This window comes from Streptomyces platensis, from assembly GCF_008704855.1.
GTDB classification, from domain to species: Bacteria; Actinomycetota; Actinomycetes; order Streptomycetales; family Streptomycetaceae; genus Streptomyces; species Streptomyces platensis.
The window spans coordinates 656,850-672,238 of sequence record NZ_CP023691.1; the positions used below are offsets into that span (position 1 = coordinate 656,850).

16 protein-coding genes are annotated in these 15,389 nt (G+C 72.6%); 7 read left to right on the top strand and 9 right to left on the bottom strand.

The features are described from left to right. Nucleotides 1-137: 137 nt before the first annotated feature. Nucleotides 138-1,385 carry an acyl-CoA dehydrogenase family protein gene (locus tag CP981_RS02860; RefSeq protein ID WP_085925905.1) on the top strand — a complete coding sequence of 416 codons (1,248 nt, stop codon included), beginning with the start codon at nt 138-140 and terminating at the stop codon, nt 1,383-1,385. Here CP981_RS02860 and CP981_RS02865 read toward each other — a convergent pair. Both CP981_RS02865 and CP981_RS02870 read right to left on the bottom strand, forming a co-directional pair. Beyond that, a complete protein-coding gene (locus CP981_RS02865; RefSeq protein WP_244329523.1) occupies nt 1,354-2,625 on the bottom strand; it encodes a sugar ABC transporter permease in 1,272 nt (423 codons plus the stop codon). The genes CP981_RS02860 and CP981_RS02865 overlap by 32 nt on opposite strands. Beyond that, nucleotides 2,618-3,841 (bottom strand): MFS transporter, encoded by a 1,224-nt coding sequence (locus tag CP981_RS02870; RefSeq protein WP_085925869.1) that lies wholly within the window; start codon nt 3,839-3,841, stop codon nt 2,618-2,620. The genes CP981_RS02865 and CP981_RS02870 overlap by 8 nt, the downstream gene beginning before the upstream one ends. A 318-nt stretch (nt 3,842-4,159) precedes the next feature. Here CP981_RS02870 and CP981_RS02875 point away from each other — a divergent pair, with 318 nt between their 5' ends. Together CP981_RS02875 and CP981_RS02880 are read left to right on the top strand one after the other, a co-directional pair. Further along, on the top strand, nt 4,160-4,480 hold the full coding sequence (locus tag CP981_RS02875; protein ID WP_085925870.1) for a GYD domain-containing protein: 321 nt from the start codon (nt 4,160-4,162) through the stop codon (nt 4,478-4,480). 130 nt (nt 4,481-4,610) lie between these two features. Further along, nucleotides 4,611-5,855, top strand: coding sequence for a PP2C family protein-serine/threonine phosphatase (locus CP981_RS02880; protein WP_085925871.1), 1,245 nt, complete (start codon nt 4,611-4,613; stop codon nt 5,853-5,855). Between the two features lie 29 nt (nt 5,856-5,884). Here the strand turns inward: CP981_RS02880 and CP981_RS02885 are convergent, their stop codons facing one another. Next, on the bottom strand, nt 5,885-6,097 hold the full coding sequence (locus CP981_RS02885; protein WP_085925872.1) for a hypothetical protein: 213 nt from the start codon (nt 6,095-6,097) through the stop codon (nt 5,885-5,887). 610 nt (nt 6,098-6,707) lie between these two features. Here CP981_RS02885 and CP981_RS02890 point away from each other — a divergent pair. Beyond that, nucleotides 6,708-7,205 (top strand): hypothetical protein, encoded by a 498-nt coding sequence (locus CP981_RS02890; RefSeq protein ID WP_143658929.1) that lies wholly within the window; start codon nt 6,708-6,710, stop codon nt 7,203-7,205. Nucleotides 7,206-7,346: 141 nt separating this feature from the next. Here CP981_RS02890 and CP981_RS02895 read toward each other — a convergent pair whose 3' ends face one another. Then, the gene (locus CP981_RS02895) at nt 7,347-7,778 is read right to left on the bottom strand and encodes an SRPBCC family protein (RefSeq protein WP_085925874.1); all 432 of its coding nucleotides are present in this window, start codon (nt 7,776-7,778) and stop codon (nt 7,347-7,349) included. 206 nt (nt 7,779-7,984) lie between these two features. On the opposite strand from CP981_RS02895, the gene CP981_RS02900 reads away from it, so the two are divergent. Beyond that, entirely contained in the window at nt 7,985-8,842 is an 858-nt protein-coding gene (locus CP981_RS02900; protein ID WP_085925875.1) for a universal stress protein, read from the top strand. A gap of 51 nt (nt 8,843-8,893) precedes the next feature. Here the strand turns inward: CP981_RS02900 and CP981_RS02905 are convergent, their stop codons facing one another. The 5 genes from CP981_RS02905 to CP981_RS02925 all read right to left on the bottom strand — a co-directional run bounded on the left by CP981_RS02905 (nt 8,894) and on the right by CP981_RS02925 (nt 12,848). Beyond that, entirely contained in the window at nt 8,894-9,514 is a 621-nt protein-coding gene (locus tag CP981_RS02905; protein ID WP_085925876.1) for a CBS domain-containing protein, read from the bottom strand. Between the two features lie 75 nt (nt 9,515-9,589). Continuing rightward, nucleotides 9,590-10,486 (bottom strand): universal stress protein, encoded by an 897-nt coding sequence (locus tag CP981_RS02910; protein ID WP_085925877.1) that lies wholly within the window; start codon nt 10,484-10,486, stop codon nt 9,590-9,592. Nucleotides 10,487-10,575: 89 nt separating this feature from the next. Continuing rightward, on the bottom strand, nt 10,576-11,283 hold the full coding sequence (locus CP981_RS02915) for a response regulator (RefSeq protein WP_085925878.1): 708 nt from the start codon (nt 11,281-11,283) through the stop codon (nt 10,576-10,578). 110 nt (nt 11,284-11,393) lie between these two features. Next, nucleotides 11,394-12,074, bottom strand: a complete 681-nt coding sequence (locus CP981_RS02920) for a CBS domain-containing protein (RefSeq protein ID WP_085925879.1) — start codon at nt 12,072-12,074, stop codon at nt 11,394-11,396. A 90-nt stretch (nt 12,075-12,164) separates the two neighbouring features. After that, nucleotides 12,165-12,848, bottom strand: coding sequence for a CBS domain-containing protein (locus CP981_RS02925; protein WP_085925880.1), 684 nt, complete (start codon nt 12,846-12,848; stop codon nt 12,165-12,167). A 428-nt stretch (nt 12,849-13,276) separates the two neighbouring features. On the opposite strand from CP981_RS02925, the gene CP981_RS02930 reads away from it, so the two are divergent. After that, a complete protein-coding gene (locus CP981_RS02930; RefSeq protein ID WP_042152846.1) occupies nt 13,277-13,480 on the top strand; it encodes a cold-shock protein in 204 nt (67 codons plus the stop codon). 337 nt (nt 13,481-13,817) lie between these two features. Then, on the top strand, nt 13,818-15,326 hold the full coding sequence (locus CP981_RS02935) for a DEAD/DEAH box helicase (RefSeq protein ID WP_085925881.1): 1,509 nt from the start codon (nt 13,818-13,820) through the stop codon (nt 15,324-15,326). Nucleotides 15,327-15,389: the final 63 nt, after the last annotated feature.

A 15,389-nucleotide genomic window follows, 5' to 3' on the forward strand; every position in this document is an offset into this window, starting at 1 on the left:
CCGGCGGCGGACTGCCGCCTGGTTCACACACAGCCACGGGAACCGGACGGCGTCCCGCGCCGACCAACTCCACGGCCAGTAAGTCGGACTGTCGGTTCACCGAGTTCCCGGTGAATGTGGAGGAGGCCGTGCACGCCATGAACCCTGAGCAGCACCTGTCGGCGACGGACCCGCCCCTCGGGGCCGCCGGACTCGGGCAGCCCGGCTGCCCGCCGGAGGCCGCGGCCCTGCGCGAGCGGGTCAGGGCGTTCGTACGGGAGCGGGTGATGCCGTGCGAGCCGGTGCTGGACGCGGGGGGCGACGCGGCGCGCACCACCCTGCGCGGACTCCAGACCGAGGCGAAGCGGGCGGGGCTGTGGGCCCTGCCGCTGCCTGAGGAGTACGGCGGCCAGGGGCTCGGCCTGCCGCTCTACTTCCATGTCGCGGAGGCCGAGGGAGCCAGCGACCACGGCCCCGCCGCACTCGGCTCGGCACCCCTCCTCGATGTGCTGATGCTCGCCCGGCACGCCGACGGCACCGTGCGGGACCGGTTTCTGCGGCGCATCGCCGACGGCGAGGTGCGGACCTGTTATGCGATGACCGAGCCCGAAACCCCCGGAACCGACCCGGGATTGACCGCGACCCGGGCCGTCTCGGACACCGCGGGCGGCTGGGTGCTGCACGGCCGCAAGTGGTTCACCTCGGGCGCGGGCGACGCCGATCTGGTCACCGTGCTGGCGCGGGTGGATGACGAAGGGCCCGGAACGGACAGCCTGTCGCTGTTTCTGGTGCCCGCGTCCGCCGCGGGGTTCACGGTGGTGCGGGAGCTGCCGGTCCTGGGCGCCGGCGGCCAGTGGGAGATCGAGCTCGACGGGGTCGCCGTACCGCCCGAGCAGGTGGTGGGAGCCCCCGGCCAGGCGTTGCGGATCGCCGGGGAGAGGCTGGTGCTCGGCCGGGTGCTGCGATGTCTGCGCTGGCTGGGACAGGCCGAGCGGGCCTTCGATCTGATGTGCCTGCGGGCCCGGTCGCGGAGCCAGTCGGCCGGGCCGCTGGCGGACCGTCAGCTCGTTCAGCAGATGGTCTTCGACTCGCTGCTGGCGATTCGTGCCACCCGGCCGCTGGTCCATGAGGCGGCGGCCCGGCTGGCCGCGGGCGGCGACGCCCGGCTGGAGACCGGTCTGGCCAAGGTGGCGGCGGCCCGCATGCTTCAGCAGGTGGCCGACGCCGCGATCCAGGTGCACGGCGCGGCCGGGCTCGGTCCGGACACCGCGCTGCCGGGGCTGTTCCGCACCGGCCGCACGGCCAGGCTGCTGGACGGCCCCGACGAACTGCACATCACGGCGGTGGCCCGCCGGGTGCTGCGCGGTTACCCCGTCACGTCGCGAACGGAGCCATCCGGCCGGTGAGCAGGGCAAGCCCCACCGCCAGGAAGAAGTCGCCCCAGATCAGCTCATGGCGCGGGGCGAGGGCGCGGGCGGCGTCGTAGCACCCGTCCGTCAGCGCCCCACGGGCCGAGAGATGGCCGGTGCACAGGCGGTGCAGGATCTGCCGGGCCCGCGCGGTCAGCCGGTCGGCTTCGCTCCCGCGGCCCGTCGCCCGCGCCAGGGCGGCCAGCTTCAGCAGGGCCACCGACTCGATGGCGGCCGCGGAGGTGTCGAGCGGGCCGGACGGTTGGTCCTCCTGTGCCGGCGGGACGAGCGGGGCGGCCGGGGAGGGCAGCAACACGGTGAACCGGGCGGCCGGGGCGAGCCGCGGTGCGGTGAGCGGGGCGGCCGGCGCGAGCCGTGGTGCCGTGATCCGGCCCGCCGGGGCGAGCCGCGGTGCGGTGAGCTGTCCCGCCGCTTCCCACAGGGCCCCGGCCGCCCGGGAGTTGAGCCCGTCGGCGAGGCAGTGGAGTCCGTCCGCGAGGGCGAGCAGCAGCCAGGGCGTGGTGCGGCTCCATCCCGGCGCGGGTTCGGCGCAGGGCGTCCAGCCGTCATCGGGCCCGGCCTGCCATGCCGGGCGCGGTGGTTTCTCGCTGCGGCTCAGCGTCAGATGCCGGGTCAGATGGCCGTACGCCGCGCGCTCTCCCTCCGCACCCAGACCCGCCAGCAGCGGCACCAGCCCCGGCACCGCGTCCACCCGTGCCAGCATCCGGGGGCCGCCGAACGCCTCGCCCCAGGGCACCAGTTGCCGCTCCGGGTCGTAGGCCGCCAGACAGGACCGGGCCGCTCTCTCCCGCAGCCCGGCCGCCAGGCCGTCGCCCCCGGGCCCCGCGGCGAGCCCGGTGCCGTACCAGAAGATCAGCCCGCGGGTGGCGGTGTCCTGGTCGATCCAGTGGGCCAGTCTCCGTGTGCAGGCGGCCGCGGCCGACCGGTCCTGGGGAGCGCCGGACGCGAGGGCGCGCAGCCAGAGCAGTCCGGCCCAGAAGCCACCCGTCCAGGACCCCCGGGAGGTGGTCTTCCAGGTGCCGGTCTCCGGGTCGGCGTACAGCGGAAAGCGCGGCCCCACTTCGGCCGCGGTCTGCCCGGTCCGCTCCAGCACCGCCGCCCAGGCACGGTCGGCCCATGGCACGTGGCCAGTCGCCGCACGGCTCTGCTGATGGCTCTGCTGATGGGTCTGCTCACGGCTCTGCTCATGGGCGGTCCCATGGGTGGGCTCATGCATCGGGTCCTCCGGTACGACGCAGCATCAGGGGAACGGCGATCGCCGACGCCGCCGCGAACTCGGCCGCCACCAGGAACCAGCCCGGCCCGTATCCGTTCGCGGAGACCAACGCACCGAACAGGGGCGGTCCCACCGCGAACCCCGCGAAGAACCCCGCCGACACCAGGGCGGAGTCCTTCCCGGCCCGGCCGGGCGCCGCCTTCCGCAGCACCAGCACCATGGAGACGGCATTGGCGGACACCGCGAACGAGCCGACCGCGACGGCGGCCACCCACACCAGCGGGTGTGCCCGGAGCGCGGCGGCGAGCAGCAGTGCGGCACCCACCGCACCCGCCGCGAGCAGCGTCGGCAGCGCCTCGGCCCATCCCGGCCGCCCCGCCGCCCGTGCCCAGCCGACCCGCCCGCCGATACCGGCCAAGCCCAGGACGGCCACCAGTGCCGCCGCCGTGGTCGGTGTCATCCCGAGGCGTTGCGAACCGAACAGCGCCAGGTAGGTGTTGACCGAGGCGATACCGCAGCCGAGCAGCAGGGAGAAGGCGGCCAGCCGCCAGGTGTCGCGAGGGGACGAGGCCGCGGCCGACGGGCCCGTGGTGGCCGGTGGCGGGTCGGCCGGCAGGGCCCGGGCCGCCCAGAGCGCGGCCACCGCCGCCGCGGCGGCCGCCGACCAGACCGCACCGCGCCAGCCCACCCCCGCCGCCAACAGCGACAACGGCAGTCCCGCCACGAACGCCCCGCACTGCACCCCCGACTGCTTCCACCCGGTGACGGCGGCCCGGCGTTCGGCCGGAACGGCGGCGAGAATCACCTTGTTGGTGGCGGGGTTGGCCAGCGCCTGCGGTACACCGCCGAGTGCGACGGCCAGCAGCAGCACGCTCGCCCCCGGCACGGCGCCGATGAGCGCCAGCGAGGCGGCGGTGAGCAGCAGCAGTGCGATCAGACAGTGCCGGGGTCCCACCCGGTCCACCAGCCGGCCCGCCATCGGCGACAGCACGGCCGCCGCCCCGAAGCCCGCCGTGGTGGTCAGGCCCAGCACCGTGCGCGAGATCCTCAACTCCCCGACCAGCCGCGGCCCGAGCGCCCCGATCACGAACAGCTGGAGCATGGAGAACGCCATCGCCGTCGTGAGCAGCACGGTCAGCGCCCGGCCGCCCGGCGCCCGTGCGGTGCCCCCGTCCGGCCCGGCGGCCTCCCGCTCCTTGCCACGTTTCACCAGCATGGGCCCCTCCCGACAGCTCCGGCCCCTCTCCGGGCCCCGGTCCAGTCAGTCGTACGGTCCCGGCGCCTGGTTCCCGGCAGCCCTGCGGGGGAGGGAGAGAACTCGCCGCACCGTGCGGTGGCACGTGCGGACTGCACCGGGAGCTGCGGATCTCGACGGCCCGCCACGAAGTCCCACCGCGCCCGCCGACTCACCCAACCGCCGACTCACCCACCCGGCGGCCGCCCGCTGGCCGGTCCGCACCCTACGGGCGAGGGTGGCCGTGTGACCGCCATACCGCGGTCCGCTGTCGCATGGGCTGAAGCATGGGAGAGCCGGATGCCGAAGTACCTGGTGCAGGCCAGCTATACCGCCGAGGGCATGAAGGGCCTGCTCGCCGAGGGCGGCACCGGACGCAAGGCGGCTGTCGAGCAGGTGGTCAGCTCGTGCGGCGGCACGCTGGAGACGCTCTACTTCGCCTACGGGGACGACGACTTCTACTGCGTTCTCGACTTCCCCGACCATGTGTCGATGGCCGCCATCGCCATGACCGTCCGTGCCAGTGGAGCCCTGCACTCCAAGACGATTCCGCTGCTGACCGTCGAGGAGATCGACGAGGCCGCCAGGAAGTCGGTCGCCTTCCGCCCGCCGGGGGCGTAACCCGCCGCCGCCGGGGACGGACCCGCGGCGGTGCTCGACACCGACAACGGACGCGGGCCACGCCGCGGCTGTGGAAGGCGGGCCTGACGAGGGTCAGCAGCACCGGGCCGCGGGAGGATGGGCAGGGAGCGTGAGCAGACCGGAGCTCGATCATGCGGCGCTGTTCGCCGCGACCCCGAGCGCGTGCCTGGTCCTCGATCCGGAGCTGGTCATCGTGGACGTCAACCAGGCGTACCTGCACGCGACCCTGCGGACCCGCGACGAGCTGCTCGGGCAGTACGTCTTCGACGCCTTTCCCGACAACCCCGAGGACCCCGACGCCGAAGGGGTGCAGAACCTGCACCCCTCACTGCGCCGCGTGCTGTCCACCGGGGAGCCGGACACGATGGCGGTGCAGAGGTACGACATCCCCGTGACGGAGCGGCCCGGGGAGTTCGAGGAGCGCTGGTGGTCCACGATCAACACCCCCGTCCCAGGGCCGGACGGCAGAGTGGCGTGGATCATCCACCGGGTCGAGGACGTGACCGCTTTCGTCCACTCCCGCCGGTCCCGTCCGATGCCCGGCGGGCGGCTGAGCGAACGCGAGGAGGCGATGGAGGCCGAGCTGTACGTCCGGGCCCGCGCGCTCCAGCACCTCAACGAGGAACTGCGCCGGGCCCACGCCCGCGAACGCCAGGTCGCCCTCACCCTCCAGGAGGCCATGCTCCACTCCCCCGACCTCGCCGGGCACCGTGACATCGCGGTGCGCTACCTCCCCGCCATCGGCTCCTTGAACGTGTGCGGCGACTGGTATGACATCGTCGACCTCCCCGGGGGCGGTTTCGCCGTCGCGGTCGGCGATGTCGTCGGCCACGGGCTGGACGCCGCCGCCGTCATGGGCATGCTCCGCAGCGCCCTCAGTGCCGCCGCCCGCTCCGTCGAGGGTCCCGCCCAGGCACTGAAAGTGCTCGGCCTGTACGCCCGCTCCGTCGACAAGGCGCTGGCCACCACCGCCGTCCAGGCACTGATCGACACCGCCGGCCGCCAGGTCACCTACAGCAGCGCCGGCCACCCCCCGCCCGTCCTGCTGCACGCCGACGGCACCCACGAACTCCTGGACCGCGCCACCGACCCGCCCCTGGGCGCCCACCCCGAACAGGTGCCGCGCCCCCAGGCCCACCTGCCGTACGTGCCGGGCGACACCCTCGTCCTCTACACCGACGGGCTCATCGAACGCCGCGACGAGGACATCGACACCGGCCTCACCCGCCTCACCGACGCCCTCGCCCGCTACAGCACATTCAGCCCCGAACGCCTCGCTGACGCCCTGCTCGCCCGCCTCGGCGTCAGCGCCGGCGCCCGCGACGACATCGCCCTCGTCGTCGTCCGGCTGTAGTTCCGGCGGATGCCTGATGCAAGGAGCCGTCAGTCACTGCCGCAGGGCAGCGGGTCGGCGAAAGAGCGCTCCCCGGCGATGAAGGCCGCGACCGTGCCATCGGGAATCCGGGCCCCGACCGCACGCTCGGCCGCTTGACGGCTCATACCTATGCGCAGCGGGCCCATCCCGTTGACCGTGATGGGCTGGGCGCTCAGATCGACGGGGTCGCGCTTGGCGGCCTCGGCACGGTTCCGCGCCATGAACCGGCAGGTGTCCCCAACCACCGTGATATGAGGAGGAGATGAGGGAACATCAGCATCGGAGGCAGGGGTCACCACATTCCGCCCGACCTCCTGGCCGTCAACCGTGCGCAGGGAACAGGTGTCAGCGGGAGCTGCGGTGACGGCAGGGGGCACGCCCACCGCGAGCCCCACAGCGAGCATGGGCGCGCAGGTAAGCGTCATGAATTTGCGACGTGCACTCCGCGTCATGGTCAGTGGCTCCATGCGTACAGGCGTCGGCACTTGAGTGCTCTCAGCACATCACAGCTCACAGAGGCTCGCATCTTCGTGCCGCTCCCCAGAGACACGCTCCCCGCAGAACAGGGCAGGGCAGAAGTCCAGTTGAGGCTCACCGCCGCGATGGAACACTGCGCCCTTCCGCGGTCTCGCCCGTGCAGATGCATCCGACAGGCATGGAGCGCACGATGGAAGAGGAAGATCCAGATCCTCGTCTTGCTCGGGATTTCCGATGATGGAGCATCCAGGACTTCACTGCACAAAGGGCCGTTCCGCACAGCGGAAGGGCCTCGGGCACTACCGTTGCGGCGCTCGACCAGGAGTCATCGGCCCCGTGATGCGGAGCTTCAGGGTGGCGATGGCCGCGATCCTCATGGGTACCGGCGCGGTTCTGGGCGTTGCCCCGTCGGCCGGGAGCGGTTCCGGGGCGTCCACGACAGTCGCCACCGGAGCGGCAGCGGCCCCGGCCCACGCCCGTCCAGCAGCGGTCGCTCAGCCCTTGGGTCTGGCATGGACACCCGACACAGCCGGACATCGTCCGGTCGCGCCGGACCAGCCCGCGCCGGACCCCACCGAGGTGGTCGAAGCGTATTTCCGGGCCATCAACAACGGTGAGTACGTGGCCGCTTGGGCGCTCGGTGGGAAGAACATCACGGGGCGGCCGTACGACTACTTCGTGCGCACTTTCAGCGACACGGCCAGGGACGACGTCACGGTGCGCTCCGTGGTCGGCAACACCGTCGAGGTGGAACTGGACGCCACACAGACCGATGGCACTCATCGCTTCTTCGCCGGAACCTACACCGTTCGGGACGGAGCGATAGTGGCCGCGCGCATTCACCGTGAATGATGACCGCGCGAATGATCACCAAGGCTCGTGGACGCCGACCGAGCCACCCCTCGTGGGCGCCGACCGAGCCACCCGTGGCCCGCACCGGTGCGGCGGAACATGCGCCAGGGCGGGCCACGGGGGCGGGCGCGGCAGTGTGGCTCAGCGTTCCCCTTCCACCCATTGCTTCAATTGCGCCAGGTCACTGCGGAGGCCGCGTTCGATCGCGGAGGCCTGGGCGAAGCCCTGGGGTCCGCCGAACGTCTCCTTGATGGTTCCCGGGTCGTACTCGAACCGGGCCTGGACCCGGGTGTGCTGCTCGTCGAGGGGCAGCAGTGAGAAGGTGCCCGCCAGGTCGGGACCGCTGGTGGTCTGCCAGCTCATGACGTTTTCCGGGGTGCGGTCGGTGATCTCCACGACGCACTCCTGTGGCCGGCCGCCCGCGTCGATGTCCAGATGTGTGCGGTGTTCGCCCTCCGGCCGGGCCTCGCGCACCCCGTCCAGGAATTGCGGATAGGTTTCCGGCCGGTGCAGGCAGTCCCACGCGGTATCGAGGGGGACGCTCACGTCGATATGTTCTTCGAGAGTGCTCATCAGGCACCTCACAGCTCGGTTCACGGCTACACGGTCTTGTTTCCAGGGTGCTCCGGCCGGGTGCCGGAAGCGAGCCCCTCCGGGCCTGCCGGCCGGCCGATGGGGCCGAGTGGCTCATGCCGGTGGCGGTGCCGCCGCGGCCACGCTGGAGAGGCAGGGGCGAGGCGCCGGCGCCCGTGCAGGCCCGGAGTGCGCGGAGGTGCGTCATGGCCGGCCCGGTGGTCGTAGGACTGGACGGCACGGGGAACAGCGTGCCGGCCGTGCTCTGGGGCGCCGAGGAGGCCGCGGCCCGGGGTCTCGCGCTGCATCTGCTGCATTCCTCGGGGTCCCCGTCGGCGAACGTCCCGCCGGCTGATCCGGAGGCGGCCGGCCGGGAGCGCCGTGGGGCCGAGCTGCTCCGTGGCGCCGTGGACCTGGCGTACACCGGGCACCCGGGGATCGCGGTGACCACCGAGCAGGTCGCGGAGCGGCCCTCCGACGCCTTGCTGGAGCGGAGCGCCGAGGCCACGATGCTGATTCTGGGGTCGCGCGGGCACGGTGCGATAGCCGGTTTCCTGCTCGGCTCGGTCAGTCTCCAGGTGCTGGGCCAGGCGGAGTGTCCGGTCGTCACGGTGCGCCAGGACGCGGCGTTTCCGCAGCGGGAGATCGTGGTGGGCGTGCGGCATGCGGGACCGGAGGACGAGGCCGTGCTGGAATTCGCCTTCACGGCCGCCGACGCCCATCACACGCGGGTGCGCGCCGTACGGGCGTGGGGCCCGGCGGCGACCGTGGCCCCGGTACGCGCCGGGCCGGGCCGCTCGCCGGACGGGACGGCGGCCGGCGTCGCGGAGCAGGAGACGTTCGCCGAGGCGTTGCTGCCCTGGCGGGCGAGGTTCCCCGCCGTCGAGGTGGTCCCGCACGTGGCGAGCGGCCGGGCCGCCCCCGTGCTGCTGGCGGCCTGCTGCGATGCGGGCCTGCTGGTCGTCGGGCGCCGCAGCCGGCGGTCACCGATGCTGCTCGGCCCCGTCGTTCATGCGGCCCTGCACCATGCCAACTGTCCCGTCTCGGTCGTGCCGCAGGGGTGAGTTCCGGGTGCCGCGGCCGCCTCCCGGGCGCCGGGCGACGGCCCGTTCGCGCTACTCCGGCGCGGCCGGCCCGTGCACGGTGTCGTCGCGCAGGTAGCTGAGCCGGTCGACCACCTCGACCACCCCGTCGACGCTTTCACACAGCCGCACGGCAATGGGGACCAGGCTTTTGCGCTCCAGGGAGCCGGTGAGGGTCACATGGCCGTCGGAGACCTCGACCGTGACCGCGGACGGGGCCACCCCGAGCGTGCGGGTCAGTACCTCCTCCAGCACTTCCTCCTGGATGGCCCGGTCCCGGCGCAGGAACAGCTGCACGAGGTCACTGCGGCTGATCACCCCGATGAGCCGTCCGGAGTCGTCGACCACGGGCAGCCGCTTGACCCGCTTCTTCTCCATCGTCTTGGCCGCTTCGACAACACTCCACCCGGGGCGTGCCACCACCGCGGGGCTGGTCATGATCGCCTCGGCGGTGGTCGCCCCGAGCTTCGCGATCTGCCGCCGCAGCAGATCGGCCTCCGACACCACCCCCACCGGCTGGTCGTTCTCGTCGAGCACGGGTACCGCGGTGATGTCGTATTCGTCGAGCAGCCGCGCGATCTCCTTGAACGGGGTGCCCCGTTGGACGACGACGGCCTCGGGCGTCATCAGGTCTGCCACGGTGCGGTGCCTCATCTCTGGCCAGTCCCTCCGGGTGTGCCGGGCCGGATCTCGTCGGCCCCATGGGCGGGGAGTGCGCTCTGCAGGTGCTCAGTCGTGCGGAATCACGGCGACCGGGCAGGTCACGTGGTGGATGGCGGCGTGGGCGACCGGGCCGATACGGGGCGCGAGCAGCGGGCGGTGCAGCCGGCGGCCGACCACCAGGAGTTCGGCCCCGAAGACCGTCTGTACCAGGGCCCGGGTCGGACTCTCCGGCAGCACGGTCTCCTGCACCAGCACACCGGGAAACCGCTCGCACCAGGGGCGCAGGGCGTCCCGCAGCTCGATGTCCGCCTCTTTGGTGAGTTCCTTCGCGGCATCGGGGTCGATGCCCCACGGGGTGTACGCCTGCACGGGGAGCGGGCGCCCGTGGACGGCCTGGAGCGGAAGGCCGCGGCTCGCCGCCGCGTCGAAGGCGAACGTCAGCATCCGGTCACTGGGGCCGTTGAGGCTGACGCCGACCACGACCCGGGGCCGGGGAGCCGGTGGCGCGTCGTGCCCGGAGGGATGGCGCGGTGTCTTCGCCCGCCCGGGCGCCCGGACCAGGACGACCGGTCCCTTGGCCCCGCCCACGACGTTCAGGCTCACATCGCCGAGCACATAGCTCTGCCAGGTCCCCAGAGCCCGCGACCCGAGCACGACCATCAGCGATTCCCCGGCCGCGCGCACCAGCGCCGGTTCCGCCTCCGACCCCACCAGATCCTCGATGATCTGGAGATGCGGGCGGCGCTCCCGGACCTGGTCCAGGGCCTGGCGCACGATCTGCCGCGCGGCGGCGTTCTCGTCACGTTCGGGGGGCGTGTCCGCCGCCTCGGCGGCCAGCAGGATCCACGCATGGAGCAGCCGCAGCACCGCCTGGCGCCGGTCCGCCTCGTCAGCGGCCCACTGCGCGGCGGCCAGGCTCTCCGGCGAACCGTCGAGCCCCACGGTGATGATGTCCGGCTCCATGACGGTGCTCCTTTCGGGGTCGGAGAAACGGGCCGGAGGGGCCCTGGGCTCCGGGGCCGTACGAGGTGGGAAGCACCGTCGCTCCCGCCTCAGGTCCCGTGCGGGCCCGGTCCCGCGCCGGAGGCCGAGGCGGCCTGGGTGGCAAGGACGGCGGCCTGGATGCGCCGCTCCACACCGAGTTTGGCCAGCAGGCGGGAGATGTGGTTCTTGATGGTCTTCTCGGAGAGATAGAGCCGCTTACCTATCTCCCGGTTCGTCAGTCCGGCACCGATCAGACCGAGGATCTCCCGCTCCCGCGGGGACAGGCCGGAGAGCGCCGCCGCCTCGGGCGGCGCTTCGGAGTCGCCGCCGCGCAGACTGCTCATCAGCCGTGCCGTCGTCGCGGGATCGAGCATCGAGCTGCCGGAGGCGACCGTGCGCACCGCGGCGACGAGATCCGCCCCCTTGATCTCCTTGAGCACATAACCGGCCGCGCCGGCCATGATCGCGTCGAGCAGCGCCTCGTCATCGTCGAACGAGGTGAGCATCAGACAGGCCAGTCCCGGCATCCGCGAGCGCAGCTCCCGGCACACGGAGACCCCGTCGCCGTCCGGCAGCCGCACATCCAGCACCGCGACATCCGGCCGGAGCGCCGGTCCGCGCGCGAGCGCATGGGCGGCCGTCCCGGCGTCGCCGACCACCTCGATATCGGGCTCGGCATCGAGCAGATCCGCCACCCCGCGCCGGACGACCTCGTGGTCGTCGAGCAGGAACACCCGGATCGGCCGGTGCGGTGAGCATGCCTCCGCGTCGCTCATGACGCCCCTCCGGCTGCCAAGACGTCCGTCTCACTGTCCCCATCGTGACCCCTCTCGCAGGGGCCTGCCAGGCCGCACGGTCCCGCGGCGGCCGTGGCCGAAAGCAGTCGTCAGCCGTGGCCCGCCCGGCGCTCCGGCCCGGCGGGCGCCGGCCTGGTGACGTCGAACCGCACGTCCACGACGCCCTCGACCGCCTGCACCAGACGGGCGGTGACGGGCAGCAGCGACGGGTCGCGGAGCGTGCCGCTGAGGGTGACCACCCCGTCGGTGACGCTGACCGCCGGCCGGTCGGGGACCTCGGGGCACAGCCGGCCGATGATCTCCGTACGTATCTCCGCCGCCAGGTCCTCGTCCGGGCGCAGGAAGACCTTCAGCAGGTCGGCGCGGCTGACGATGCCCTGGAGCAGCCCCTGACCGTCGACCACGGGCAGCCGCTTCACCGACTTGAACGCCATCGTCCGCGCCGCCTGGGCCAGGGTGTCCCCGGCGTGCACGGTCAGCGCGGGCGCGCTCATCAGATCCCCCGCCGTCAGCCCGCCGGCCTTGCGTACGTCGTCCAGCCGCCGCGCCTGCTCCAGCCGGCTCGGCTGCGCCCCCCGGAACTCTTCCTTGGGCAGCAGATCCGCCTCGGAGACCACACCGACCACCCGCCCCTCCCCCGCCAGCACCGGCAGCGCACTGACCTGCCACCGCTCCATGACCTCGACGATCTCCTTGAACCGCGCCTCCTGGCCGATCGCGACCACGGCCCGGGTCATCACGTCACCGACGGTGTACGGGCTGTGCGCCATGACACCTCCTCGGTACGGCCCGCTGTCGCGCCCGCTCCCGGCCGTCCGGAGCTTGCGGCGCCCGCCTGCGAGAGCCGGCGAACGGTCCCGTCAGCGCTGCGGGCCCGCCATCGGCGTCCGGGTCCGGGCGGCAGTCGGAACGGTGACATCGAATTCCACGTCCACGACGCCCTCCACCGCGCGCACCAGGCGGGCGGCCACCGGGATGAGCGAGGTGTCCCGGACCCGGCCGCTGAGCGTGACCACCCCGTCGACGACCGTGACCCGCAGATCCTTCACGGGCGTCGTGAACAGCTCCCCCACGACGTAGCGGACTTCCTCCGCGAGGTCGTCGTCCGAGCGCAGGAAGACCTTCAGCAGGTCGGCGCGGCTGACGATGCCCTGGAGCACCCCGTGTCCGTCCACCACCGGCAGCCGTTTGACGGAGCCGCGCGCCATGGTCCGGGCCGCCTGGGACAGCGTGGCATTGGCCCGCACGGTGAGCGCGGGGCCGGTCATCAGCTCCCCCGCGGTCAGCGCGCCCGCCCGGCGCACATCGTCGAGCCGCCGCAGCTGCTCCAGGCGGTCGGGGTCGGACTCCCGGAACTCCTCCTTGGGCAGCAGATCGGCCTCCGAGACCACACCGACCACCCGGCCCTCCCCCGCCAGCACCGGCAGCGCACTGACCTGCCACCGCTCCATGGTCTCGACGATCTCCTTGAACCGCGCCTCCCGGTCGACCGCGGCCACGGTGCCTGTCATCACATCGCTGACGAGGTGCGGAGTGTTCTGCATGATGCCTCCTCGGTACCCGGACCGACGTCACCCGGCCCGTGACACCTCCAGCCTGGAATGCGCCGGGCGCGCAGGACAGGGGCCGTACGGTCCCTGTCCCACGCCGGACGGCCACCGGGCCCCGGCCCCTTCCCACCTTGCCGTCCGGCGGCCCGGGCTCGCCGAACCGCCGGAGAACTCGGCAGGTCAGCAAGGTTTCCGGGTCCGGAAATGGCGGGGCAACAGCTGCGCACGGCTGCTCGTGCCGTGCTACTGTCGATCTCAGTTGCAGTTGTGGTTGTGGTTCCCAAAGACTTCTCGCACCCCCGCCGCCCTTCCAGGTCGGCGGGAGCGCTTTTGTATTTCCGGTTTTTCCGGACGGGGCAATCATCGCGGCGACGCGGGGTCCGCACAGTGCGGCCCCGGCACTGCCCCCGAAGGAGATAAACATGGCTACCGGTACCGTGAAGTGGTTCAACTCGGAAAAGGGTTTCGGCTTCATCGAGCAGGACGGTGGCGGCGCTGACGTCTTCGCCCACTACTCGAACATCGCCACCCAGGGCTTCCGTGAGCTCCAGGAAGGCCAGAAGGTCACCTTCGACGTCACCCAGGGCCAGAAGGGCCCGCAGGCCGAGAACATTCTCCCTGCCTGACGCCGACGTATACATCGCAGCTGGGGCCCGCACCTTGGGTGCGGGCCCCAGCTCGTTGCCCGGAATACGCCGCGCGTGCCGTCACGGCCGCGCCGGCGACACGGAGCAACCCGTCCGGTACCGGACCACGCGGCCCGCTGCGACAGCACGGCGCCCCGCCCGGCTTCCCGATCCGGCAACACCTTCGCCGCTCTTCGGCGAACTCTTTTCTCGCGCCGGCGGTCGATTCCGTCCCGCCGCGTTCCATCTGTTTTCTCCGGTCCGTTTTGCGATTCTCCTGTGTGCGGCTGACAGCTGCCGGGAATTCCTCGACGTACCGCATCGAGGAAGGTTCTCCATGAACCGCGCATCTCGCCCGAACGACCGTTCCTCCCGTACCCGCTCGGCCGGTTCCGGCCGTGGCGGCTACCGCTCGCAGGCCGCCAACCGCTCCGGTGGCGGTGGCAAGCGGCGCCGGCCCGCGCCGCAGGGAGAGTTCGCCCTGCCCGTCACGCATACCCCCGCGCTGCCGCCGGCCGAGTCCTTCGCCGAACTCGACATGCCGGCCGCGCTGTTGACGTCGCTGACCTCGGAAGGGGTGACGGCCCCGTTCCCGATCCAGGCCGCCACGCTGCCGAATTCGCTGGCCGGGCGGGACGTACTGGGCCGTGGCCGCACCGGCTCGGGCAAGACCCTCGCCTTCGGGCTGGCCCTGCTGGCCCGCACCGCCGGGCAGCGCGCCGAGCCCACCAAGCCGCTGGCCCTGGTCCTGGTCCCCACCCGGGAGCTGGCACAGCAGGTCACCGACGCCCTCACCCCCTACGCCCGGGCGCTGTCGCTGCGGCTGGCCACAGTCGTCGGCGGCATGTCGATCGGCCGCCAGGCGAGCGCACTCCGCGGTGGCGCCGAGGTCGTCGTCGCGACTCCCGGGCGGCTCAAGGACCTCATCGGCCGCGGTGACTGCCGTCTGAACCAGGTCGGCATCACGGTGCTTGACGAGGCCGACCAGATGGCCGACATGGGGTTCATGCCGCAGGTGACCGCGCTGCTCGACCAGGTGCGCCCCGAGGGGCAGCGGATGCTCTTCTCGGCCACCCTGGACCGCAACGTCGACCTGCTGGTCCGGCGCTATCTGACGGACCCGGTGGTGCACTCCGTCGACCCGTCGGCGGGCGCCGTCACCACGATGGAACACCACCTGCTGCACGTCCGCGACGCCGACAAGCACGCCACCACGACCGAGATCGCCGCCCGCGAAGGCCGGTCGATCATGTTCCTGGACACCAAGCGCGCGGTGGACAAGCTCACCAAGCACCTGCTGCACAGCGGTGTCCGCGCCGCGGCCCTGCACGGCGGCAAGTCCCAGCCCCAGCGCACCCGCACCCTGGCCCAGTTCAAGACCGGCCATGTCACCGTCCTGGTGGCCACCAACGTCGCCGCCCGCGGCATCCACGTCGACAACCTCGACCTCGTCGTCAACGTCGACCCGCCCACCGACCACAAGGACTACCTGCACCGCGGCGGTCGCACCGCCCGCGCCGGGGAGTCCGGCAGCGTGGTCACCCTCGTCCTGCCCAACCAGCGCCGCGAGATGGACCGGCTGATGGCGGACGCGGGGATCACGCCGCAGTCCACCCAGGTGCGCTCCGGCGAGGCCGAGCTGACCCGTATCACCGGTGCCCAGGCTCCCTCCGGTATTCCCGTCACCATCGCCGCGCCGGTCGTCGAACGCCCGAAGCGCAGCGGGTCCTCGACCCGTGGCCGGCGCAGCCGCTCCGCCCAGGCCCGTCGGTCCTCCGGTACGGGAACGCCCCGGACCACGTCCGGGACGCCGCAGCGTCGGCGCTCGGCCGGCACGACCTCGTAGCTCGGAAGCCGTACGGTTCGTACACCGCGCTTTTCCCGCTCCGCCGTCAGTCCGATTCCGGTT